Source organism: Dactylosporangium thailandense, from assembly GCF_059739745.1.
In genome coordinates, this window is the sequence record NZ_AP029195.1 from 6,959,570 (window position 1) to 6,980,513 (window position 20,944).

Consider the following 20,944-nt stretch of genomic DNA (forward strand, 5'->3'; position numbering starts at 1 on the left):
TGCGAGCGGCTCACCGTCCGGGAGACGCACGAGCTCTACCGCCGCTACGTGAACGCCAGCCAGGTGAGCCTGATGACGTCGTTCGGGTTCGGCCGGGAATTGGTCGACCGGGCCGAGGGCGCCTACCTCGAGCAGCGTGACGGCCGCCGCATCCTCGACCTCACCGGGGGCGTCGGCGTGCTCAACCACGGGCACAACCACCCGCGCATTCTCGCCGCCCGGCGGTACTTCGCCGAGCAGCGGCGCATGGAGGTGCACAAGACCTACTTCTCGCCGTATCTGGCCGCGCTCGGGCACAACCTCGCCCAGCTCCTGCCGGGCGACCTGAACATGTCCTTTCTGCCGAACTCGGGCGCCGAGGCGGTGGAGGGCGCGGTCAAGCTGGCGTACAAGTACCATGGCGGGCGGCGCGGCACCATCCTGCGCGCGGATATCGGATTTCACGGAAAACTGCTCGGCTCCGGCGGGCTGACCGGGCAGCCGCACTTCGATTTCCCGACAATCCCGGGAATCGCGACATTCACCTACGGCGACGTCGATTCGGTGCGGGCCGCGATTCGCGAGCACCCCGGCGACGTCTACGCGCTGATCGTCGAGCCGTTCAGCGCCTCGACGATGTCGTGGTGCGACGAGGGGTTCCTGCGCGAGGTACGCCGGCTGTGCACCGAGCACGAGATCGTGCTGATCTTCGACGAGATCTACACCGGCTGGGGAAAGACCGGCGAGCTGTTCTATTTCATGCGGTACGACGGACTCATCCCGGACGTGCTCACCACCTCGAAGGCGTTCGGCGGCGGCAAGTCGTCGATCTCCGCGTTCGTCGCCCGGGAGAAGATCTTCCGCAAGGCCTACGACAATCTCGGCGACGCCCTGCTGCAGTCGACCAGCACGACGTACTACGGCTTCGGCGAGGAGTGCGCGACCGCGATCGAGGCGATCAACGTCGTGGTCGAGGACGACTACCCCGCCCGGGCGCGCGCGATCGGGCGGGTTCTCGAGCCGGGGCTGCAGCGGCTGGCGAAGCAGTACCCCGACGCGGTGAGCCACGTCGCCGGGGCGGGCGCGCTGTGGGGCGTGTTCATCGACGGCGGCCCGGCGCTGCTGGACCTCGTGGCGAGGCTCGCGCCCGGCGGGATGAACAAGGACCCCCGGTTCAAGACGAAGCTCATCACGTGCGCGGTGATCAACGCGCTGTACCGCGACCACGACATCTTCGCCTACTACACGCTCAACGGACTGAACCCGCTGGTGCTCGGCCCGTCGCTGGTCACCGACCTCGACGACGTCCAGCGCGGCGTCGACGCGCTCGGCGAGGTGCTCGGTCAGGGGCTCACGCGCCTGGTGACCCGGTTCATCGCGCAGAAGGTCGGAAACCTGTGGTAACCGTCGTCACCGGCGCCGCCGGCATGCTCGGGTCCCGGCTCGTGGAGCGGCTGCGCGCCGACGGCCACGACGTGCGCGGGGTGGACCTGCGGCCCGCCCCGACCGTCACGCTCGTCGGCGACGTGCGCGACCCGGCCGCCATGGCCGCGGCGGCCGGCGGCGCCGACGCGCTCGTGCACTGCGCCGCGGCCCTGCCCAGCTACCCGGCCGACGAGATCCGCTCGATCATCGTCGGCGGCACCACCAACGTCCTGGACGCGGCGGCGGCCGCCCGCGTGCCGCGGGTCGTGCACGTGTCCTCGACGGCCGTCTACGGGCTGCCCACGGTCGTGCCGACGCCGGAGTCGTACCCGCGCAGCCCCGTCGACACCTACAGCCGGGCGAAGGTCGCGGCCGAGGAGGTCGCCGAGCGCCATCGCGCCGGCGGGATGTGCCTGGCCGTCCTGCGCCCGAAGACGTTCCTCGGGCCGGGCCGGATGGGGCTGTTCGCGATGCTGTTCGAGTGGGCCGAGGAGGGGCGCAACTTCCCGGTGCTGGGCCGCGGCGACGTGCGCATCCAGATGTTCGCCGTCGAGGACCTCGTCGACGCGGTGGTGACCGTGCTCGGCGCCCCGGCGGACGCCGCGAACGACACGTACAACCTCGCCGCCGCCGAGTTCGGGACGCTGCGCGAGGACTTCCAGGCGGTGCTCGACGCGGCCGGGCACGGCAAGCGGGTCGTGTCCGTGCCCGCCCGCCCGGCGCTGCTGGCGCTGAAGGGCCTGCAGAGCATGAAACTTTCCCCGGTGTACGGGCGGCTGCTGCACAAGCTCATGGCGGACTCGTACGTGAGCATCGACCGGGCCCGGGAACGCCTCGGCTTCCAGCCGCGCCAGTCGAACCGCGACGCCATCCTGGCCACCTACGCGTGGTGGCGCACGCAGAAGACGCTCACGTCCAAGGGCCGCACCAGCCGGGACCCGTGGCGGCAGGGAGCCCTGTCCGCCGCGAGGGTCTTCTTCTGATGTCCGCCGAAGGGGCCGCCGTCGACCTGCCCGCCGCGCCCGCGCTGGCCGGGCAGCTGGTGCGGCTCGCCCGCCCGCGCCAGTGGGCCAAGAACCTCCTCGCCGTCCCGCTGGCCCTGCTCGACGCCGGCCCGACCTGGGCCGGAGCGGCCAGGGCGGGCTGGGCGGTCGCCGTGTTCACGTGCGCCGCCGTGCTCGTCTACATCGGCAACGACATCAGCGACCGCCGCGCCGACCGGCTGCATCCGACCAAGCGGCACCGGCCGATCGCCGCCGGGCGGATCTCGGTACCGGTGGCGGCCGGGTTCGGGGCTCTGGTGGCGGTACTGCTGGGCAGCCTGCTGCTGATCGGCCCGCCCGTGCCGGCGTGGCCGGTCGCGGCCTACCTGCTCGTCAACGTCGCCTACAGCCGCTGGCTCAAGCACGCCGCGCCGCTGGACATCTGCGTCGTGGCCTCCGGGTTCGTCCTGCGGGTGCTGTACGGCTACGGCGCGGTCGGCGCCCCCGTGTCCCTGCCCCTGCTCAGCGCCGTGTTCACCGGCTGCCTCGTGCTCGTGCTCGGCAAGCGCCGCCACGAGCTCGGCACCGCCGGGCCCGAGCACCGCCCCGCCCTGGCCGGGTACACGCTGCCGCTCACCGACCAGCTGCTCGGGCTCAACCTCGCGCTCACCGCCGGCGCGTTCCTGCTGTACCTGGCCACCGACGCGCCCGTCGACCCCTACCGGCAGGCGGTGCTCGCCGTCGCCGCGCCCGCCGGGCTCTTCGCGGCGTTCCGGTACCTGCAGGCGATCCACGTCCACCGGGCCGGCGGCGACCCGGTCCGGGCCGTCCTGCACGACCGGCTGATCGTGGCCAGCGCCTGCGTCGTCGGCCTCGTGCTCGCCGCCGCCATCACCGTGCACCACCACCCGACCCTGCTGACCTGGATGGGACCATGACTCTCGCCCTCCCACTCGTCTCGGTCATCGTGCCGAACTACAACTACGCGGGCGCCCTGCCGCTGTGCCTGCAGGCGTTGCGCGACCAGACCTACCCGAACCTCGAGGTGATCGTCGTCGACGACTGCTCCACCGACGACTCCCCCGCGGTCGCGGCCGGGTTCGGGTTCCGCGTGCTGCGCACCCCGCGCAACGGCGGGCCGGCGGCCGCGCGCAACCTCGGCGCCGAACACGCGAGCGGCGAGATCCTGTTCTTCGTCGACTCCGACGTCGCCGCCAAGCCCGACGCCGTGGCCAACGCCGTGGAGCTGCTGCGCTCGGACCCGGCGATCGGCGCCGTGTGCGGCAACTACGACCCGGTGCCGCTCATCCGCGACAGCCTGCTGGAGGAGTACCGGTGCCTGCAGCAGTCGTACTGGCTCATCGCCGACGAGGGGCGCATCACCACCCTGTACACGGCGCTGCTGGCGATCCCGGCCGGCGTGTTCCGGGAGATCGGCCCGTTCAACCCGCGGCTGCGCGAGACCGAGAACGCGGACTACGGCCGGCGGCTCGCCCAGCGGTACGAGATCTGGCTCTCCCCCCGCGTCCGCGGCGTGCACGACCACGACCACGACCTCGCGACGCTGGTGCGCAAGGTGTTCGTGCGCACCGCCCTGCACATCCCGATGTTCATCCGCAAGCCCACGTTCCCGGGCGGCATCACCAGCGGCCCGCGCGCCTGGGTGAGCATCGCCGCGCTGCTCGCGGTGCTGTCGGTCGCGCTGCCGGTGCTGCTCGGCCCGGTGCTGTGGCTGGTGCCGGCCGCGTTCCTGGCGCTGTTCGTGGCCGGGGACCTGCCGATGCACCGGTTCGTGGCGCGGTTGCGATCACCGGTCTTCCTGCTGTACTTCGTGACGATGCACTTCCTGCTGAACCTCGTGATCGCGGCCGCGGCCATCGCGGGCGTGCTCGCCTGGCTCTGGTCGGGCCGCTTCCGCAACCTGTACGAGGTGCCGGAGCTGGCGCGATGAGCGAGCCCCTCGTCTCGGTCATCGTGCCGAACTACAACTACGCCGAGTCCCTCGATCTCTGCCTGCGCTCGGTGCTGGACCAGACGTACCCCAACCTCGAGGTGCTCGTCGTCGACGACTGCTCCACCGACGACTCCGTCGCCGTCGCCGAGGGCCTGGGCGTGCGGGTGCTCAGCACCGGCGCCAACGGCGGCTGCGGCAATGCCCGCAACGTCGGCGTCGCCGCGAGCAGGGGCGAGATCCTGTACTTCGTCGACTCCGACGTCAGCCTCGCCCCCGACGCCGTCGCGACCGCCGTGCGCATCCTCGGCTCCGACCCGGCGATCGGGTGCGTGTGCGGCATCGAGGACCCGGAGCCGCTGCTGCACGACACCATCACGGCGCGCTACCGCGGGCTGCAGTACCACTACTGGTCGATCACGGCCGAGGGCGACATCACGTTCCTCTTCCCGGCCCTGTGCGCGCTGCGCCGCGACGTCTTCGACGACGTCGGCCCGTTCAACCCGGACCTGCGCCAGACCGAGGAGGTCGACTACGGCTACCGCCTCACCCGCCGCTGGCGGATGGTGCTCACCGCCGAGGTCCGCGGCCGCCACGACCACGACCACGCGCTGCGGGGCCTGCTGCGCAAGCTCTTCCACCGCGGCCGCCTGCGGGTGCCGCTCTACCTGCGCGCGCGGCGCTTCGCGTCCGGCTTCGAGACCCAGTCCCGCGCGTGGGGCAGCCTCGCCGCCGCCGCGTCCCTCGTCACCCTCCCCCTGGCGCTGCTGAGCCCGTTCCTCGTGCTGCTCCCGGCGGCCCTGCTCGTGCTCTCGCTCGCCTGCGACGCCGGCATGTACGCGTTCGTCCTGCGGCGCAACGGCCCCGCGTTCCTCGGCCTCTTCGCGGCCGTGCACTTCCTCGTCAACGTCACCATCACCGCGGGGGTCGCGGCCGGGGCCGTGCAGTGGCTCGGCTCGCGCGCGTTCCGCCGCCTCTACGACCGCACCTTCCCGGCCGAGGCCACGGCGTGACGACCGTCCTCGACCCCGCCCCGGCGCCGGTCGCCGCCCGATCCCGGCCCGTGCTGCCGTTCGTGGTGGCCCTGTGGCCGGCCTTCGTGCTCGCCCACCTCGTCCTCAGTGGACGGTGGTGGCTCTGGCTCGTCCCCGACATCGTCCCGCCCCTGGTGTTCACCGCCGTCCCGGTCGTGCTCGCGGCCGGGGCGGCCCCCTTCCGCCGGCTCCGCCGCCCGGTGGCCCTGCTGAGCCTGGCCGCCCTGATCCCCGGCGTGTTCATCTCGGGCTGGAACGTGCCGGCCCTGTGGACGTCGCCCACCACGCCCCCGCCCGGCGCGCTGACCGTGTTCAGCTGGAACACCGAGTACTGGGACAGCGACGGCGGCCCCTTCTACCCGTTCCTGCAGCGCCAGCACGCCGACGTCTACCTGCTGCAGGAGTACCTCAACGACGGCGACATCCCCACGCCCGTCCACGACCTCGAGCGCCTGCGGGCGGCGTTCCCCGGCTACCACATCGCGATCGCGGGCGAGCTGGTGACGGTGTCGCGGCTGCCGATCCTGCGCACGTACCCGCTGCCGGCCGACGTCCCCCTGACCGACACCGGCTGGGTGGCCGAGTTCGTGCGCGACAAGATCCTGCGCACGGACGTAGATTTGGGTTCCGGCCACGTCCTGTCGGTCTACAACCTGCACCTGCCGGTCCAGCTCTCCCCCGGCCTGAGCGTGTTCGACCGCGCCTTCTGGCGCACGGTCCGCGACCAGCACGCCCAGCGCGAGCCACAGCTGCGCGCCCTGGCCGCCGACGTGTCCGCGAACGCGAACCCGATCCTGGTGGCGGGCGACTTCAACACCTCCCCGGCCATGGGCGACCTGCGCAAGATCCCGCCCCGCCTGCACGACGCGGGCGCGCTGCTACCATCGCTCTACCCCGCCTCCTGGCGCGACCGCGACGGCCTGCCCCGCTGGTGGCGCCTGGACTGGGCGTACACCACCTCGGACGTACGCGTACACTCCTACGAGTTCGGTCGCACCGACGGCCAGTCCGACCACAGCTTCCAAATCCTGCGCATCTCGGTGTGACACTCCCGGCCGGCCACCCAGATCGCCACGACGCACAGGGCTTGCCTCGGACAGCGGCACATCACGCCGGTTCACACCAAGCGCGCCCACGCCGAGCAGATCCCACCGACGCCGGTAGCCGGTCGGTGCGACACTCCCGGCCAGCCACCCAGATCGCCACGACGCACAGAACTTGCCTCGGACAGCGGCACATCACGCCGAACGCGTCCACGCCGAGCAGATCCCGCCGGCGCCCGTAGCCGGCCCGCGCGCGCATGGCACATCACGCCGGTTCGCACCAAGCGCGCCCACGCCGAGCGGATCCCGCCGGCCTCGGTAGCCGACCCGCGTGCGCGCGGCACGTCACGCCGGTTCACACCGAACGCGCCCACGCCGAGCAGATCCCGCCGACGCCGGTGACCGGCCCGCGCGCGCGGCACATCACGCCGGTTCACACCAAGCACGCCCACGCCGAGCAGATCCCGCCGACGCCGGTAGCCGGTCGGTGTGACACTCCCAGCCAGCCACCCAGATCGCCACGACGCACAGGGCTTGCCTCAGGCAGCGGCACATCACGCCGGTTCACACCAAGCGCGCCCACGCCGAGCGAATCCCACCGGCCTCGGTGACGGCCGAGCGTTTCCGACCGCCTCGGCCACCGTCGACCGAGGAGGATCGCGTGCACGCCGACGAACACGGCCCAGGTCATGCTCCCCTCCACCGCGAGGCGAGCCAGCCACAACCTCACCATCCGGCCGAACGCCGCCAGATCCACCACCAGCCTCAACGACGACCCGGCGTTCCCGACCGCCTCGGCAACAATCAACCTGAAAAGGGCCGCACACACAGCCCTCGTGACGCACTCCTCCACCGCAAGGCGAGCCAGCCAAAACTCGGCCATCCGGCCGGACGCCGCCAGGGCCGGCACCGGCGGCTCGGGTCCAACTTCCCGTGAACGGGTGGCCGGCGGGATTGCGACTAGGCAGAATCGCGACGCAAAATTTTACGCAGACGCGGGCGCGGCTTTTCTCGGCGGCTCGATGCGAATGTTCGGGTATCCTCGCAGGTATCACTGCGGCGTGGTGGTCAAGATTTTCGGCGGGATCGGACGCCGGCTTTGTCGGAACGCTTTCTCCGGGGCGCAGGCTGGGAGGCGGTGCCGCCGCAGCACCGGTCGGACCGGGGCGCTCGCCCACCGATTGATGCGGCATTCGCGCTGGTGATGAGGGTGCCGATGGTGCGGCATCGTGGATTCGGCGCAGCTTCTCCGCGTGCCGTCGCGCCAATCCCCAGTCACGCCGCCGCTGCGTCTCCTTCCGGAACTCGTCCTTTTCCGGCCACCAGTTTCGCGCTTTCGTCCGATCCCGCATAGCAGCCAATTCACGCGAGCTGAACAACTGCATCTGCCCCATACCAAGAATTATCCCAGAATGCGACCGAAGCCACGATCACCGACCAGGCCGCCACGCACATTGTGAACATTTTGGAATAATATTCACCAGCGGCCTTTGACGCGGCCGACCCGCGTCCACCGGCGGCTCGTTGCGAACGCGGCACGGTGTTGTCGGCATGGTCGCCTTCAGCGGCAGGCGATCGTCGGTGACGCGTTCGCGGGACGGCACGGAACGACACGCCGTGGGACGGCACGGCTTGCACACCGCGGGACAGCGCGGCACGGCACGACGTGGGACAGCGCGGCACGGGACGGCGCGGCACGGGACGGCGCGGCGCGGGACGGCGCGGCGCGGCGCGGGACAGCGCGGCGCGGCGCGGGACAGCGCGGCGCGGCGCGGCGCGGGGCGGCGGGCGGGGCGGGGGCGAAGCTGGGACGTGTGGCCCGAGTGGTCGACGCCGCCACGCTGGACAGCAGGGTCAGCAGCCACGCCGGCGGGCAGCGCGGGGCCCGTGGGCGGTACGGCGCAGGCGAAGTGGCGAGCGGCGCGGGTCAGTTCGCCGGCGAAGTGGCGAGCGGCGTGGGTCAGTTCGTCGCGGGGCGCGGGCGGCGGGGCGGGGGCGTCGTGGCGCGGGCCGTCGAGGCCGCCACCGTGACCAGCAGCAGCAGGGTCAGCAGCCACGCCAGTGGCACGGCCGGGCCCGTGGGCCAGTGTGGCAGGGGCAGCGCCGGCATCGGTTCGCCGAACACGGGCAGCGCCCAGCCCGTCAGGCGCCACGCGATCAGGGCCGTGGCCAGGCCCGGCGGCGCGGCCGCGAGCACCAGGGCCGGGTAGGTCCACAGCGCGACCCGCGCCGCCGCGCGCCGGGGCAGGCCCTGGGCGCGCAGGGCGGCCAGGTCGGCGCGCCGGTCGCGGCGGTCCACGGCGATGACCAGCGCCAGGCCGCCCGCGGCGAGCAGGACCGCGAGCGCGCCCGCCAGCACGTGGAACCACAGTGACAGGGCCGGGCCCTGCGCGGCCAGGCGGGCCCGCGCGTCGGCGATGCCCGTGTCGCCGACGATGACGAGGCCCTGGGCGGCGAGGCGGTTCAGGACGTCGGGCGGGGCGGCCGGGCCGAGCCAGACCTCGGGGTCGCGGGCGAGGCCGGAGTCGGTGCTGAGGCGCTCGGCGTATTCGAGGTCGACGATGGTCCCGTCGAGGCCGAGCCGGGGGACGGCGTCGAGGTGCGCGGCGACGGTCACCGGGATGTCGAGGCCGTCGAGGCCGGAGATGGACCTGGCGGTGGCGGTGGCGGCGACGGGGAGCGGGAGCGGGACCTCCGCCGGCTGCACCCATGCCCCGTGCGGCAGCCCGTCGGGGGCGTCGACGCCGATGCGCAGGCCGTCGGGCGCGGCGGTGAGTGTCGCGTCGGCGGAGCGCCAGCGGGCCAGGTCGGCGAGCTGGGCGCCGGTGGCCGCGGTGCGGGCCGGGTTGATGGTGCGCACGGCGTTGAGCACGACGGTGAGGCGGGTCGCGGTCGCGGCCGGCTCCAGGTTCGTGAGGTGCACTCCCACGAGCCGGCAGCCGTCCGCGCAGTCGCTGACGCGCTGCTGGTAGGTGCCGGCGCCGTTGTGCACGGCGCCGAGGTCGACGTTGGCGCGGCCGTGCCGGCCGGCGAGCACGAGCTTCAGCGCGACCGGGTTGTCGGGGCGGGCGCCGGTGACGGTCGCGTCGATGGCGAGGTCCTGGCCGGGGATGGTCAGCCCGGCGTCGCGCACGGGCGGGCGCAGGCGCTCGGCGAGGCGGGCCGGGTCGGTGTCGCCGTAGGCGCCGAGCCAGGTGGACGCGGCCGCGAGCCGGGTGGTGTCGACGGCGAGGCGCGGCGCCTCGCCGGGGCGGCCCGCGGGCAGCCCGACGACGGCCATCGCGTAGGCGCCCGAGGGGTCCGCGGCCCGCACGGCCTGCAGCAGCTGCTCGCCGCCGACGGAGGCGACGGTGAGCACCCGGGGCGCGCCGGTGGAGATCTGCGCGGCGAGGTCCCGGTCGCGGGCCGCGAGGTCGGTGGCGGTCACGGCGTAGCCGAGCACGCCCACGGCCGCCACGAGCAGCAGGATGAGCCGCTGCGCCCCGGGCCGGCGGGACAGCTGGAATGCGGCGAGCGCGGTGGTGAGCCGGCCCCGGCGCAGCGCCCGGGTGCCGGCGAGCCGGGCCAGCGGCGTGACGGCCCGGGCGGTGAGCAGCGCGAGCGCGAGGATCACCAGGGCGGGCGCGACGATCGCGACGCCGGTGAGCGAGCCGCCGGTGAGGAACAGCTGGGCGGTCGCGGCGGCGGCGAGCACGGCGACGACGGCCTCGCCGGTGCGCACCCGCCAGCCGGCGGCGCGGCGGGAGATGCGCCGCAGCAGCCCGGCGACCGGCGCGGCCAGGTGCCGGCGCTGGGCCACGAGCGCGGCCGCGATGGCGCCGAGGAGGGCGGCCGGCGCATACCGCAGCGCGTCCACGGTGAACACCGGCGCCCCGACGCCGGGGAAGCGCCAGGCGACGAGGGCGGCGACGAGCAGCTGCCCGGCGACGCAGCCGGCCAGCCCGCCGAGCAGGATCGCCGCCAGCCCCTCGCCGAGGGTCAGCCACCAGCGGGTCCACCAGCGGGTGCCGCGCAGCGCGACGACGGCGAGCTCGGGGCGGCGCCCGGTGGTGGCGTAGTCGGCGGCGATGAACAGCACCGCGTAGGCGAGCAGCAGCAGCGGGGCGGCGCCGGCCGGGACGCTGTGGCGGGCCAGCTCCTGGCTGGCGTCGATGCGCGCGAACAGCCGGGGCAGCTCGGTGGTGACGACGAGTCCCTGGCCGAGCTGGGTGGCGCGGGACTTCAGCTCAGCGAGGCGGCGGCGGGTGTCGGGCAGCCCGTCGGCGGTGAGGGCGGCGGGTCCGGCGGTCACGTCGACGGACATCGCGGTGGTGCCGTGGTCCATCGCGGCCATGGTCGCGGCGCCGGTGAAGACCGGCTCGCCGGGCCGGCCGGCGGTGTCGAGGTCGAAATACCCGTGGCCGCCCCAGTAGGCCTCGGCCGGGTTCGCGGGCCGGTAGGTGCCGGCGACCGTGAGCCGGGCCGGGGTGCCGTCGGCGACGTAGGTCGGCTGGGAGTTGCTGCCGCCGAGGGCCGCGAACGTCAGCGTGATCGGGTCGCCGGGGCCGAGCCCCAGCCGCGCCGCGGTCTGCTCGCCGAGGACCACGTCGCCGGCCCCGGCCAGGCAGCGCCCGGCGACGATGGTCAGGTGGGCGCAGGCGTCCTGGCGGTAGGTCACCCGCGACGCCCGCACCTTCTCCGGCTCGATGCCGACCGCGGGGAAGTCGGCGCCGTAGACCTGGTCGAACCCGGGCAGATTCACGAGGCCGCCGGCGACGTCGGTGAAGTCGAACCCGTCCGCGTCGCGGGCGTTGACGGTGGCGGTGATGCTCAGCGAGCGCTCCCGCGCCGCGGCCGTCTCCACCTGCCCGGCGACGACGGAGCGGTCGACGGCCTGCAGGTAGGCCGGGGCGGCGACGGCCGCCGCGACCGCGAACAGCGACAGTAGCGCCAGCACGAGCGCCTGGCCGCGCCGGGCCCGCAGCATCGACAGCAGCAGCGAGATCATCGGGTCTTCCCTTCGGCGCGTCCGGCGGTGACGGCGCGCCAGACGAGGGCGAGCAGGAGCAGGGCCGCGGCGGCGGTCGCGAGCAGGGGCAGCGGCGGCAACGGCTCCGGTGGGTCGGGCGGGTTCCAGCCGTCGGCGAAGTACGGCAACGGCGGCCCGGACGCGAAGCGCGCCACGATCGCGGCGAGCAGACCGGCCAGCACCCCGGCGACGACGATGGCGCCGGACCCGGCCCGGCCCGCCGTCGCGGCGGTGCGCGCGGCGAGCCCCTGCACGCGCAGGGCCCGCAGGTCGGCGCCGCGCTGGCGGCGCTCGGCGGCGACCGCGACGGCGAGGGCGGCGGCCGCGGCGAGCAGCCCGAGGACGGCGGCGAAGAGCCGGTAGCGCTCGGCCACGGCGGGCCCGCGGGCGGCGAACCGGGCCGCCCGCGCCCCGGTGTCGTCGGCGCCGAGGATCGTCAGCCCGGCGGCGCGGAGCCGGTCCTCGACGCCGGCCCCGGCCCCGGTGGCGAGCCACACCTGATAGGTGCCGGCCGAGGACCCGCCGGCGCCGAGGCGCTGGGCGGCGTCGAGGTCGACGAGGACGCCGGAGCCCCCGACGACGGGCAGCATCGGCGCGGTCCCGGCGACGTGGACGGGCACGGCGCCGCCGCCGAAGAGCTCGAGCATGGGGTCGCCGAGGCGCCACGGGCCCGGGACCTCACCGGCGAGGACGGCGGGCAGCGGCAGCCCGGCGGCCATCACGTAGACCCGGTCGTCGAAGTTCCAGGCCACGTCGGGCAGCGTGAGCGTGAGCGCCCCCTGCCGGGCGCTGACCTGCATCGCGGGGCCCTTGGCGCCGGTGCGCCACTGCCGCGGGTCGCCGAGGAACGCCGCGTCGAGCACGCGCCCGGCCGGGGCCTCCTGGCGCAGCTCGGTGATGGTGAGCACGGCCGCGGCGACGTCGCTGGGCGGGGTGTCGGGCCCGGCCTTCGGCGGATCGTCGCCGGCGTTCGCGGGCCGCGGCTGGAGCAGGTCGAGGCTGACCACCCGGCAGCCCTCGGCGCAGCCGGCGACGTCGGCGGCGGCCTCGTGCTCGCCGGGGTCGACGGGGCCGAGGGTGAGCTTGGCCGACCGGCCGGTGACGGTGTTCTGCACCGCGACGGCGAGCCGGACCGGCTCGGCGCCGTCGTTGCGGGCGCGCAGCACGAGCCGGCCGCCGGTGACCGCGGGCGCGTCGGCGCCGGTGCCGGGCGGGACGAGCGCGGGCCGGGGTCCCCACTGCGGGCGCCACGCCGCCACCGCCGGCAGCCGGGCGGCGTCGACGGCGACGACGGGCGGGGTCGCGGCCGCGTCGACGACGGCCGCCATCGCCTCCCGCCCGCCGGGGTCGGCGCGGCGGACGGCGTCGAGCAGGGCGGTCGGGTTGGCGGCCCGGACGGTGAGCACCCGCGGCGCCCCGAGCTCCTGCGCGGCGCGCGCGTCGCGGGCGTCGAACCCGGCGAGCCAGCCCCCGGTCGCGGCGCACAGGCCGGCGACCGCGACCGCGACGAGGGCCATCAGCCGGTCGGCGCCGGGCTGGCGGGACAGCGCGACGGCGGCGAACCCGGCCCGCAGCCGCCCCGCCCGCAGCGCGCCCGCCCCGGCCCGGGAGGCGGCGGTGGCGAGCATCCGGGCGGCGACCACGGCGACGACGACCGCGACGAGCAGCGGCACGGCGGTGCGCAGCCCGGTCCCCCACAGCTGGGCGGCGGCGAACCCGGCGAGCACGACGAGGACCACGTCGACGGCGGCCCGGCGCGCCCTTCCCGGCGACGGCACCCTCCGCAGCAACCCCTCCACCGGCGCCCGCAGCACCGCCAGCTCCCCGGCGGCGAGCGCGGCCAGCCCGCCGAGCACCCCGGCGACGGCGGCGAGCCCGGCCGGCAGCCACGGCCCGAGCGCCCCGTCGAACGGCGGCGCGAGCCCGGCCGCGGGCCCGCCGAGCAGGCGCCCGGCGAGCCACCCGAGCGCGAGCCCGATCGGCAGGGCGGCCAGCAACGGTACGGCCAGCTGCCCCACCCCCAGCCGCAGCGCCCGCCGCCGGGTTCCGCCGCGCAGCTGCAGCAGCGCCGCGTCCCCGCGCCGTTCGCGCGCGGTCTGCCGGCCGGCGAGGGCGAGCGCGAACCAGCACAGCACCACGGTGCCGAGCGTCCCGGCGAGCGCCCCGCCCCGGATCGCGGCCCGGTCGGCGGCGATCCGGTCGACGAGTCGCTGCCCGGGCGCGACGAGCGTCATCCCGCCGCGGCTCAGCGCGAAGTCGGCCGCCCGCAGCCGGTCGCCGGCCGGGGAGCCGGGGTCGGTGAACGCGGACTCGGGCAGCTCCGCGGTGTAGGCGAACACCGGCCCGGCCAGCTGCGGGCTCTCGAACGTGTCGACGGCGGTGAACAGCGGGTCGAGCCCGCCGGCGTCGGCCCGGAACAGCGAGTCGCCCCAGTAGACGCCGCCGGGGTCCGCGAGCTCGTAGCGCCCGACGACGGTCACCGGCACCGGCTTCGCCCGCGGCTGGTTGCGCAGCGTGAGCGCGTCGCCGGTGTGCAGCCCGAGCGCGTCGGCGGTGGCGACGCTCACCAGCACCTCGCCCGCGGCCTGCGGGCAGCGCCCGTCGAGCCGGAGGTGCTCGCAGACGTCGTCGCGGTGGGCCACCGAGACCCTGGGCGTGGAGTCGGCGCCGTCCAGCAGCATGTTCGCGGTGACGCCGAGGCGACCGGTTCCGGGCAGCAGCCGCTCGACGGTGTCGCGGTAGGCGGCCAGCGCCGAGCGCGGATCGCCGTCCGCGTTGGTCTGGCGGCGCACGGAGATCGTGCGCTCCTCCGCGGGCGCGGCGGCGACGTCGGCCGCGGCGGCCCGGCGCTCGGCCCCGGCGGCGAACCACGGCCCGGCGGCGGCCGCGGTCACGAGCAGCACGGCGAGGACGAACACGGCCCACGCCTGCGCGGCGCGCGCCCGTAGCGCGCTGAGCACCAATCCGAGCACGGCGGGCCTCCTTTCGGGGTCGATCGCAATGGGCACCTTACGCGGCGGGTCCGACAGTTTTCGCGAGCCGATCGACCGATCGCCGTGTGCCGCATGGCATCCCTATGCTTCGCGGCGTGCAGGACGCCGCGCTCGCAATCGACTACGGAACGTCGAGCACCGTGGCCGTACTGCGCCATCCCGGCGGCAAGGTGCGCCCGCTGCTGTTCGACTCCTCGCCGCTGCTGCCGTCGGCGGTGTTCCGCAACGACGCCGGGCGCCTGCTCGTCGGCCGCGACGCGGAGCACGCCGCGCGCCTCGACCCGGCCCGCTACGAGCCGAACCCCAAGCGCCGCATCGACGACCTCGAGGTGCTGCTCGGCGACCGCGCCGTGCCGGTGCCCGAGCTGGTGGCGGCGGCCCTGATCCGCGTGCGCGCGGAGGCGCTGCGCACCCTCGGCGGCCCGCCCGCGACGCTGACCATGACCTGCCCCGCGACCTGGGGCTCGGCCCGCCGCCAGGTGCTGCTCGACGCCGCCGCGCTGGCCGGGCTCCCGGTGCCGGCCCTGGTCGCCGAGCCCGTCGCGGCCGCCACCTACTTCGCGGCCGTTCTCGGTCATGCGGTACAGCCGGGTCAATGCGTCGTCGTCTATGACCTCGGGGCCGGGACGTTCGACGCCAGCGTGGTGCAGCGCACCGCCGACGGATTCCGGGACCTGGCCTGCCGCGGCCTCGACGACGTCGGCGGCCTCGACCTCGACGCGCTGGTCGTCGCGCACGCCCGCACGGTCGTCGAACCGGCCGCGCCCGGCACCTGGACCCGGCTCACGGCGCCGCAGTCGGCCAGCGACCTGCGCCACGTCACGATGCTGTGGACCGACGCCCGGCACCTGCGCGAGACGCTGTCGCGGGAGTCCTCGGCGAGCATGTTCATCCCGGTGGCGGACCAGGAGGTGCTCTTCACGCGGCAGCAGTTCGACGCCGCGGCCGAGCCGGTCCTCGCCCGCACCGTGCAGGTGGCCCTGACCACGCTCAAGGAGGCCCGGGTCCGGCCGGATGCGGTCGCCGGGTGGTTCCTCGTCGGCGGCGGTACCCGCACGCCCCTGATCGCCACCATGCTGCACCGCGCCACGGGCCTCGCCCCGACGGTGCTGGAGGAGCCGCAGCTGGTCGTCGCCGAGGGCGCCCTGCACCTGGCCACGATGCCCGCCGACAGCCCGGTCGCCGCCGCACCCGTGGTCACCAGCGCGCCGATCGCGGCCGCCGCACCCCCGTTCACCGCGCCGCCGGTCACGGCCGCGCCGATCTCCGCCCCACCGGTCACAGCCACGCCGATCTCCGCCCCACCGGTCACGGCCGCACCGTTCAACGCCCCACCGGTCACAGCCGCGCCGATCTCCGCGCCGCCGGTGGGCGTCGGTGCGCCGGTCGCCTCCGTCGCGCCGCAGCCGGCCGCCCCGCCGGTCGACGAGCGGCTCTGGCCCGACATGCCGGGGCGTGAACCGAAAGCGGCTCCCGAACCGATGCGGGTGGTGCGGGGGAAGGGCGGTGTCGGCACGAGTTTCCAGGAACTGTTCGCCTTGGTCGCCGGCGCGTTCACGGCCCTGCTGCTGCTCTCGCCGACCGCGCTCGGCGAGGTGACCGGCTTCAAGCTCATCGCCGGCAGCGGGATCGGGCTCGCCGTCGTCTGGCGGGCCGTGAGGCTGCGCCGCCGAGGACCCCGGGCCGTCGACTGGGTCGCCGTCGCGATCGGCGCGCTGACGTTCGCGCTCGCGGCCTACCGCTATCTGATGGTGATGTGACGATGCTCGACTACACGGCCTTCCTCTCCGCGCGCGCGGCCTCCGGTGCCCTCCTCGTGCTCGGCGCCACCGCGATCGCGGTCTGGGCGACCCGGACCGCCCGCCCGCAGACGGCCGAGGCCGACGACGACGCGCCCCTGCCGAAGCTGCCCGGCGACGGCGCGGAGATCCGCGGGCTGGCTGCCGTGGCCTTCGCCGCGATCGTCACCGCGGTCGCGACGACCGGCATCCAGGCGCTGCGCTTCGGCTGGCTGATGGCGCTCGGGCTCGTCCTGGCCGCGGCGATCCGGGGCTACCGCCTGCGCCGGCCCGGGCCGCCCGTCCTGGACCGCCTGGCCGCCGTCCTCGCCGTCGTGCCGGGCTGCGCGCTGCTGGCCGGGGCGATCTACGTGGTGGTCCAGGGCAGTGCCTCCACCGGCCGGGAGCTGGCGTGGGCGCTCGGCCACGCGGTAGCGGGCGCGCTGGCCCTGATCGTCGGACTGCGCTGGAAACGAACCGCCGGGGCATAGCGGGCCGAGCGGGGCCACCGCGGGCGCGGCGGCCACCGCGGGAGCAGGGGAAGCCGGGTGTTCAGCGGCGGTTCACCCGCGCCCGGGAGGATCGGCCGCATGAACACCGACGCGGCGGTCGACGAGATCCAGGCGCTCTTCGAGGGCGAGGGCGCGCGCGACTATCTCGGCGAGCCCGTCACCCAGGCCGAGCACATGCTGCAGGCCGCGGCCCTGGCCGTGCGGGACGACGCCCCCGAAGCCCTCGTCGCCGCCGCGCTGCTGCACGACGTCGGGCACTTCCACGGGGTGCTCACCGGGGCGGATCTGATGCGGGGGCGGGACAACCGGCACAGCGACACCGGGGCCGACTGGCTCGCGCGGTGGTTCGGGCCCGCGGTGTGCGAGCCGGTGCGGCTGCACGTGGCGGCGAAGCGGTACCTGTGCGCGGTCGAGCCCGGGTACCACGACCGGCTCTCCGACGCCTCGAAGTTCACGCTCGGCGTGCAGGGGGGGCCGATGACGGCGCAGGAAGCGGCGCGGTTCGCCGCGCTCGAGTACTCCGGCGACGCCGTGCGGCTGCGCCGGTGGGACGAGCTCGCCAAGGAGCCGGGGGCGGGCGTGGCGCCGTTGCGGTGGTACCGCGGCCTGCTTGTCCGCCTGATGTCGGATTGACGATCGGATTCCGGGCAGCCAGGCGGCGCGTCGCCGGGCCAGACTGGCGGGATGGCGAACGATCCGGATCCCCGTGGGCGGCTCATCGGGGCGCTGGACCAGATGGCCGCGAACCCCGAGATCCAGCGCGTGCGCGAGGTCGCGTTCGCCGCGCTGCACCTCGAGCCGGGGCAGCGCATCCTCGACGCCGGGGCCGGGACCGGCGAGGTCGCGCGGCTGCTCGCGACCCGGCTGTGCGGCAGCGGCGCGATCGTGGCGCTCGACGCCTCCGCCGCCGCGATCGCCGCGGCGGTCGCCCGCGACGAGGGGACCAGCGTGCGGTACACCCAGGGCGACGTGACCGCCCTGGACTTCCCCGATCGCTGGTTCGACGCGGTGCGCTGCGAGCGGGTCCTGCAGCACCTGGCCGAGCCCGACGTCGCCGTGGCGGAGCTGGCCCGCGTCACCCGGGCCGGCGGGCGCGTGTGCCTCGTCGACACCGACTGGGAGTCGGTCGCCGTCGACGGGCTGCCCCGGCCGCTGGTCGCCCGGGTCCGCGAGCACCTGCTCGCGACCGTGGTCGGCCAGCACCTCGACATGGGCCGCACCCTGCGGCGGCGGCTGCTGGGCGCGGGGCTGCGCGAGGTGAGCGCGGTGCCGGTCGCGCTGTACTTCCCCGACCCCCTCGCCGCCGCGGCCGTGCTGCCGATGGTCAACCCGATGGTGCCGGCCGACACCGGCCTGATCCCGGACGACCTGCGCGAGGACTGGTTCGGCGCGCTGGGCGAGGCGGGCGAGCGCGGCGACTTCCTGGCGACGCTGACGATGTGGGTGGCGACCGCGACCGTGTGACCCCGCGGCCCGGCGGGAGGTCAGGCCTCGGCGGCGGCGAGCAGGTCGCGCAGGAGGGCCGCCAGGCGCTTGCGGCTCGCCTCGGGCAGGCGCTCCAGCACCTCGCGCTGCGCGTCCAGCCCGATGCCGACCGCCTCGTCGATGACCTCGCGGCCGCGGCCGGTCAGCGTGATCACGAGGCCGCGCCGGTCGGCCGGATCCGGGGAGCGGGTCACCAGGCCGGCCCGCTCGAGGCGGTCGAGCCGGCCCGTCATCCCGCCCGTGGTCAGCATCAGCGACGCGCTCAACGCCTTCGGGGACAGCTGGAACGGCTCCCCGGCCCGGCGCAGGGTGGCGAGCACGTCGAACTCGCCGCGGTTGATGCCGAGGCCGGAGTACACCTGCTCCTGCCGGTCCCCGACCACCCGGGCCAGGCGATAGATCCGCCCGAACACGGCCATCGCGTCGGTCTGCAGCTCGGGCCGCTCCCGCCCCCACTGGGCCACGATCCGGTCGACGTCGTCCATGCCGGAACTCTAGCACCCCCTTGCGTCTAAGTAGCTTAGTTGTAAGCTACTTAGTCATGAGGAACCTTACGGCCATCGCCCCCGCGCTGTGGGGGACCACGTACCTGGTCACCACCGAGCTCCTCCCGCCCGGCCGGCCGCTGCTGGCCGGCACCCTGCGCGCCCTGCCCGCCGGGCTGCTGCTCATCGCCGCGGCCCGCGCGCTGCCGAAGGGCGCCTGGTGGTGGCGCTCGCTGGTGCTCGGCACGCTCAACATCGGGCTGTTCTTCGCGCTGCTGTTCGTGGCCGCGTACCGGCTCCCCGGAGGCGTCGCGGCCGTCCTCGGCGCGCTCGGCCCGTTCGTGGTCGCCGCGCTCGCGTTCGGGCTGCTCGGCAGCCGCCCCTCCCGCACGGTGCTCGCGGCCGGAGCCGCGGGCGTGCTCGGCGTCGCGCTGCTGGTCCTGCGCTCCGCGACGGCACTGGACCCGATCGGCCTCGCGGCGGCCGCGGGCGGCATGGTGTCCATGTCCCTCGGGACGGTCCTCGGCCGGCGCTGGGGAGCGCCCGAGGGCGATCGCCGGACCGCGCTGATCGCCCTGACCGGCTGGCAGCTCACCGTCGGCGGCCTCCTGCTCGCCCCCGCGGCCCTGCTCATCGAGGGGCTCCCGCCCGCCCTGAGCTGGGTGAACGCGGCCGGATTCGGGTACCTGTCGCTGATCGGCACCGCCGGGGCCTACCTGCTGTGGTTCCGCGGCGTGACGACCCTCCAGCCCGCCCAGGTGACCCTGTTCAGCCTGCTCAGCCCCGTCGTCGCGGCCGCCGCCGGGTGGCTCGCGCTCGGCCAGTCGCTGTCGGCCGGGCAGCTCGCCGGGGCCGTGATCGTGCTGGTCGCGGTGCTGATCGGCACCGGCGCCGGCAAGGTCGGCAAGCCGACAACCGCGCTGCGGGCCGCCGCCGCGCCGTAGCCTTGGTGCGCATGGTGTCGCTGCGCCCGCGGGCCCGACGGGCCGGGATCGCCGCGCTCGTCGTCGTCGCGCTGGCCGGGGCGGCGGCGCTCGTCCTGCCCCGCGGGGGCGGCGACCGGCCGGGGCGGGTGCTCACGCGGACCTCCTCGACGCAGATCACCGCCGGGGTCGGCTGGACGCACCGCTGGACCGCCGCGCCCGAGGGCGTCACCGACGCGGCCGGCAACGCGTGGGACCCCGACGCCGGGGTCGTCGCGGGCGGCAACGCGCCCAGGGCGCTCGGCGCGGGGAGTCCGGCGCCGTACCGGTACACCCGCAGCGGCACGCCGACGTTCACGCTCCCGGTGCCGGAGCCGGGCACCTATGCCGTGACCCTCTCGCTCTCGGCCCCCGAGCGCGGCGCGGCCCCGGAGGCGTCGGTGACCGTGACGCTGCCCGGCGGCGACGCGCGCGAGGTCCAGCTCGCCGGCACCGGCGCCGGGCGGGTGCGCCACGCCGTCGTGCTCGTCCCCGTCACCGGCGACGCGGCCCGGCTCACGGTCGGCGCGCTGCACCACCTCGCCGGGGTCGCGGCCGTCACCGCCACCATGGCGCGCACCGGCACCGACGCCCTGCACGCCGACCTCACCGAGGAGTTCGACGGGGCGGCCGGCACCGCGCTGCTGCCGGGCTGGCGGCACGAGCTCGGCGGCGGGGGGTGGGGCAACGGGGAGTTGCAGGAGTACACCCAGGATCCGGGGAACGGCGCGCTCACCGGCGACGGGCGGCTGGCCGTCACCGCGCGCCACGACGGCGGGAAGTACACGTCGGTCCGCATCAGGAGCGCGTTCGAGGGGCGGTACGGCCGGATCGAGGGCGTGCTGCAGGTGCCCCCGGGCAAGGGCCTGCTCCCCGCGTTCTGGATGCTCGGCGCGGACGTCGCCACCACCGGCTGGCCCCAGGCCGGCGAGATCGACCTGATGGAGTCGCTGGGCGCCGGCGAGCCGGGCGTCGTGCACGGCACCTTCCACGGGCCCGACGGCTCCGAGCGCGGCTGGGAGCGCCCGTTCGCCGCGAAGCCGGCCGGTGGGCCCGAGAAGGGCATGCATCGGTACGGCCTGGAGTGGTGGCCCGGCGTCCTGCAGTGGTCGGTCGACGGCGTCGTGCAGGCCACCCTGCGCCGCGAAGACCTCGGCGCGAAGCAGGCGTGGGTGTTCGAGCGCCCCGCCTACCTCCTGCTGAACGTGGCCGTCGGCGGCCGCTGGCCCGGCACCCCGCCGTCCTCGACGCCATTTCCGCAGACGATGTACGTCGATTCCGTGCACTGGTGGCGATAGGGTCGCAC

Annotated in this window: 16 protein-coding genes; 12 read left to right on the forward strand and 4 right to left on the reverse strand. The window is 75.5% G+C overall.

The features are described 5' to 3' along the window. Nucleotides 1-72 precede the first annotated feature (72 nt). From AC6JBM_RS30800 to AC6JBM_RS30825, 6 genes are read left to right on the forward strand one after another with little or no spacing between them, the layout of a single operon-like run. Nucleotides 73-1,383 (forward strand): aspartate aminotransferase family protein, encoded by a 1,311-nt coding sequence (locus AC6JBM_RS30800; protein WP_497986555.1) that lies wholly within the window; start codon nucleotides 73-75, stop codon nucleotides 1,381-1,383. Continuing rightward, nucleotides 1,377-2,387 (forward strand): NAD-dependent epimerase/dehydratase family protein, encoded by a 1,011-nt coding sequence (locus AC6JBM_RS30805; RefSeq protein ID WP_497977530.1) that lies wholly within the window; start codon nucleotides 1,377-1,379, stop codon nucleotides 2,385-2,387. Before AC6JBM_RS30800 ends, AC6JBM_RS30805 begins: the two co-directional genes overlap by 7 nt. After that, nucleotides 2,387-3,325, forward strand: a complete 939-nt coding sequence (locus AC6JBM_RS30810) for a UbiA prenyltransferase family protein (RefSeq protein ID WP_497977531.1) — start codon at nucleotides 2,387-2,389, stop codon at nucleotides 3,323-3,325. Before AC6JBM_RS30805 ends, AC6JBM_RS30810 begins: the two co-directional genes overlap by 1 nt. After that, nucleotides 3,322-4,338: a glycosyltransferase family 2 protein gene (locus AC6JBM_RS30815; RefSeq protein ID WP_497977532.1), complete on the forward strand. Its 1,017-nt coding sequence runs from the start codon at nucleotides 3,322-3,324 to the stop codon at nucleotides 4,336-4,338. The genes AC6JBM_RS30810 and AC6JBM_RS30815 overlap by 4 nt, the downstream gene beginning before the upstream one ends. Beyond that, nucleotides 4,335-5,351, forward strand: a complete 1,017-nt coding sequence (locus tag AC6JBM_RS30820) for a glycosyltransferase family 2 protein (protein WP_497977533.1) — start codon at nucleotides 4,335-4,337, stop codon at nucleotides 5,349-5,351. The genes AC6JBM_RS30815 and AC6JBM_RS30820 overlap by 4 nt, the downstream gene beginning before the upstream one ends. Further along, nucleotides 5,348-6,418 carry an endonuclease/exonuclease/phosphatase family protein gene (locus AC6JBM_RS30825; RefSeq protein WP_497977534.1) on the forward strand — a complete coding sequence of 357 codons (1,071 nt, stop codon included), beginning with the start codon at nucleotides 5,348-5,350 and terminating at the stop codon, nucleotides 6,416-6,418. Before AC6JBM_RS30820 ends, AC6JBM_RS30825 begins: the two co-directional genes overlap by 4 nt. A gap of 430 nt (nucleotides 6,419-6,848) precedes the next feature. Here AC6JBM_RS30825 and AC6JBM_RS30830 read toward each other — a convergent pair whose 3' ends face one another. From AC6JBM_RS30830 to AC6JBM_RS30840, 3 genes are all read right to left on the reverse strand, one after another. Continuing rightward, on the reverse strand, nucleotides 6,849-7,298 hold the full coding sequence (locus tag AC6JBM_RS30830) for a hypothetical protein (RefSeq protein ID WP_497977535.1): 450 nt from the start codon (nucleotides 7,296-7,298) through the stop codon (nucleotides 6,849-6,851). 1,077 nt (nucleotides 7,299-8,375) lie between these two features. After that, on the reverse strand, nucleotides 8,376-11,402 hold the full coding sequence (locus AC6JBM_RS30835) for an FtsX-like permease family protein (RefSeq protein WP_497977536.1): 3,027 nt from the start codon (nucleotides 11,400-11,402) through the stop codon (nucleotides 8,376-8,378). Then, nucleotides 11,399-14,395, reverse strand: a complete 2,997-nt coding sequence (locus tag AC6JBM_RS30840; RefSeq protein WP_497977537.1) for an FtsX-like permease family protein — start codon at nucleotides 14,393-14,395, stop codon at nucleotides 11,399-11,401. Before AC6JBM_RS30840 ends, AC6JBM_RS30835 begins: the two co-directional genes overlap by 4 nt. A 116-nt stretch (nucleotides 14,396-14,511) precedes the next feature. Here AC6JBM_RS30840 and AC6JBM_RS30845 point away from each other — a divergent pair, with 116 nt between their 5' ends. The 4 genes from AC6JBM_RS30845 to AC6JBM_RS30860 all read left to right on the forward strand — a co-directional run bounded on the left by AC6JBM_RS30845 (nucleotide 14,512) and on the right by AC6JBM_RS30860 (nucleotide 18,170). Continuing rightward, complete coding sequence (locus tag AC6JBM_RS30845; RefSeq protein ID WP_497977538.1) at nucleotides 14,512-16,176, forward strand: Hsp70 family protein; 1,665 nt, start codon at nucleotides 14,512-14,514, stop codon at nucleotides 16,174-16,176. Between the two features lie 2 nt (nucleotides 16,177-16,178). After that, on the forward strand, nucleotides 16,179-16,685 hold the full coding sequence (locus AC6JBM_RS30850; RefSeq protein ID WP_497977539.1) for a hypothetical protein: 507 nt from the start codon (nucleotides 16,179-16,181) through the stop codon (nucleotides 16,683-16,685). Between the two features lie 99 nt (nucleotides 16,686-16,784). Further along, nucleotides 16,785-17,339 carry a phosphonate degradation HD-domain oxygenase gene (locus AC6JBM_RS30855; RefSeq protein WP_497977540.1) on the forward strand — a complete coding sequence of 185 codons (555 nt, stop codon included), beginning with the start codon at nucleotides 16,785-16,787 and terminating at the stop codon, nucleotides 17,337-17,339. 51 nt (nucleotides 17,340-17,390) lie between these two features. After that, the gene (locus AC6JBM_RS30860; RefSeq protein ID WP_497977541.1) at nucleotides 17,391-18,170 is read left to right on the forward strand and encodes a methyltransferase domain-containing protein; all 780 of its coding nucleotides are present in this window, start codon (nucleotides 17,391-17,393) and stop codon (nucleotides 18,168-18,170) included. Nucleotides 18,171-18,190: 20 nt separating this feature from the next. On the opposite strand, the gene AC6JBM_RS30865 is transcribed toward AC6JBM_RS30860, so the two are convergent. Next, on the reverse strand, nucleotides 18,191-18,676 hold the full coding sequence (locus AC6JBM_RS30865; RefSeq protein WP_497977542.1) for a MarR family winged helix-turn-helix transcriptional regulator: 486 nt from the start codon (nucleotides 18,674-18,676) through the stop codon (nucleotides 18,191-18,193). Between the two features lie 56 nt (nucleotides 18,677-18,732). Here AC6JBM_RS30865 and AC6JBM_RS30870 point away from each other — a divergent pair, with 56 nt between their 5' ends. Both AC6JBM_RS30870 and AC6JBM_RS30875 read left to right on the forward strand, forming a co-directional pair. Beyond that, nucleotides 18,733-19,620 carry an EamA family transporter gene (locus AC6JBM_RS30870; protein WP_497977543.1) on the forward strand — a complete coding sequence of 296 codons (888 nt, stop codon included), beginning with the start codon at nucleotides 18,733-18,735 and terminating at the stop codon, nucleotides 19,618-19,620. A gap of 11 nt (nucleotides 19,621-19,631) precedes the next feature. Beyond that, nucleotides 19,632-20,936 carry a glycoside hydrolase family 16 protein gene (locus tag AC6JBM_RS30875; protein WP_497977544.1) on the forward strand — a complete coding sequence of 435 codons (1,305 nt, stop codon included), beginning with the start codon at nucleotides 19,632-19,634 and terminating at the stop codon, nucleotides 20,934-20,936. The last annotated feature ends 8 nt before the right edge of the window (nucleotides 20,937-20,944 follow it).

Excerpts from the sequence above, each read along its gene's own strand:
- AC6JBM_RS30800 (WP_497986555.1), top strand. The coding sequence starts at position 73 with ATGACGTCGTTCGGGTTCGGCCGGGAATTGGTCGACCGGGCCGAGGGC.
- AC6JBM_RS30810 (WP_497977531.1), top strand. The coding sequence starts at position 2,387 with ATGTCCGCCGAAGGGGCCGCCGTCGACCTGCCCGCCGCGCCCGCGCTG.
- AC6JBM_RS30815 (WP_497977532.1), top strand. The coding sequence starts at position 3,322 with ATGACTCTCGCCCTCCCACTCGTCTCGGTCATCGTGCCGAACTACAAC.
- AC6JBM_RS30820 (WP_497977533.1), top strand. The coding sequence starts at position 4,335 with ATGAGCGAGCCCCTCGTCTCGGTCATCGTGCCGAACTACAACTACGCC.
- AC6JBM_RS30830 (WP_497977535.1), bottom strand. The coding sequence starts at position 7,298 with ATGGCCGAGTTTTGGCTGGCTCGCCTTGCGGTGGAGGAGTGCGTCACG.
- AC6JBM_RS30835 (WP_497977536.1), bottom strand. The coding sequence starts at position 11,402 with ATGATCTCGCTGCTGCTGTCGATGCTGCGGGCCCGGCGCGGCCAGGCG.
- AC6JBM_RS30850 (WP_497977539.1), top strand. The coding sequence starts at position 16,179 with ATGCTCGACTACACGGCCTTCCTCTCCGCGCGCGCGGCCTCCGGTGCC.
- AC6JBM_RS30855 (WP_497977540.1), top strand. The coding sequence starts at position 16,785 with ATGAACACCGACGCGGCGGTCGACGAGATCCAGGCGCTCTTCGAGGGC.
- AC6JBM_RS30860 (WP_497977541.1), top strand. The coding sequence starts at position 17,391 with ATGGCGAACGATCCGGATCCCCGTGGGCGGCTCATCGGGGCGCTGGAC.
- AC6JBM_RS30865 (WP_497977542.1), bottom strand. The coding sequence starts at position 18,676 with ATGGACGACGTCGACCGGATCGTGGCCCAGTGGGGGCGGGAGCGGCCC.
- AC6JBM_RS30870 (WP_497977543.1), top strand. The coding sequence starts at position 18,733 with ATGAGGAACCTTACGGCCATCGCCCCCGCGCTGTGGGGGACCACGTAC.
- AC6JBM_RS30875 (WP_497977544.1), top strand. The coding sequence starts at position 19,632 with ATGGTGTCGCTGCGCCCGCGGGCCCGACGGGCCGGGATCGCCGCGCTC.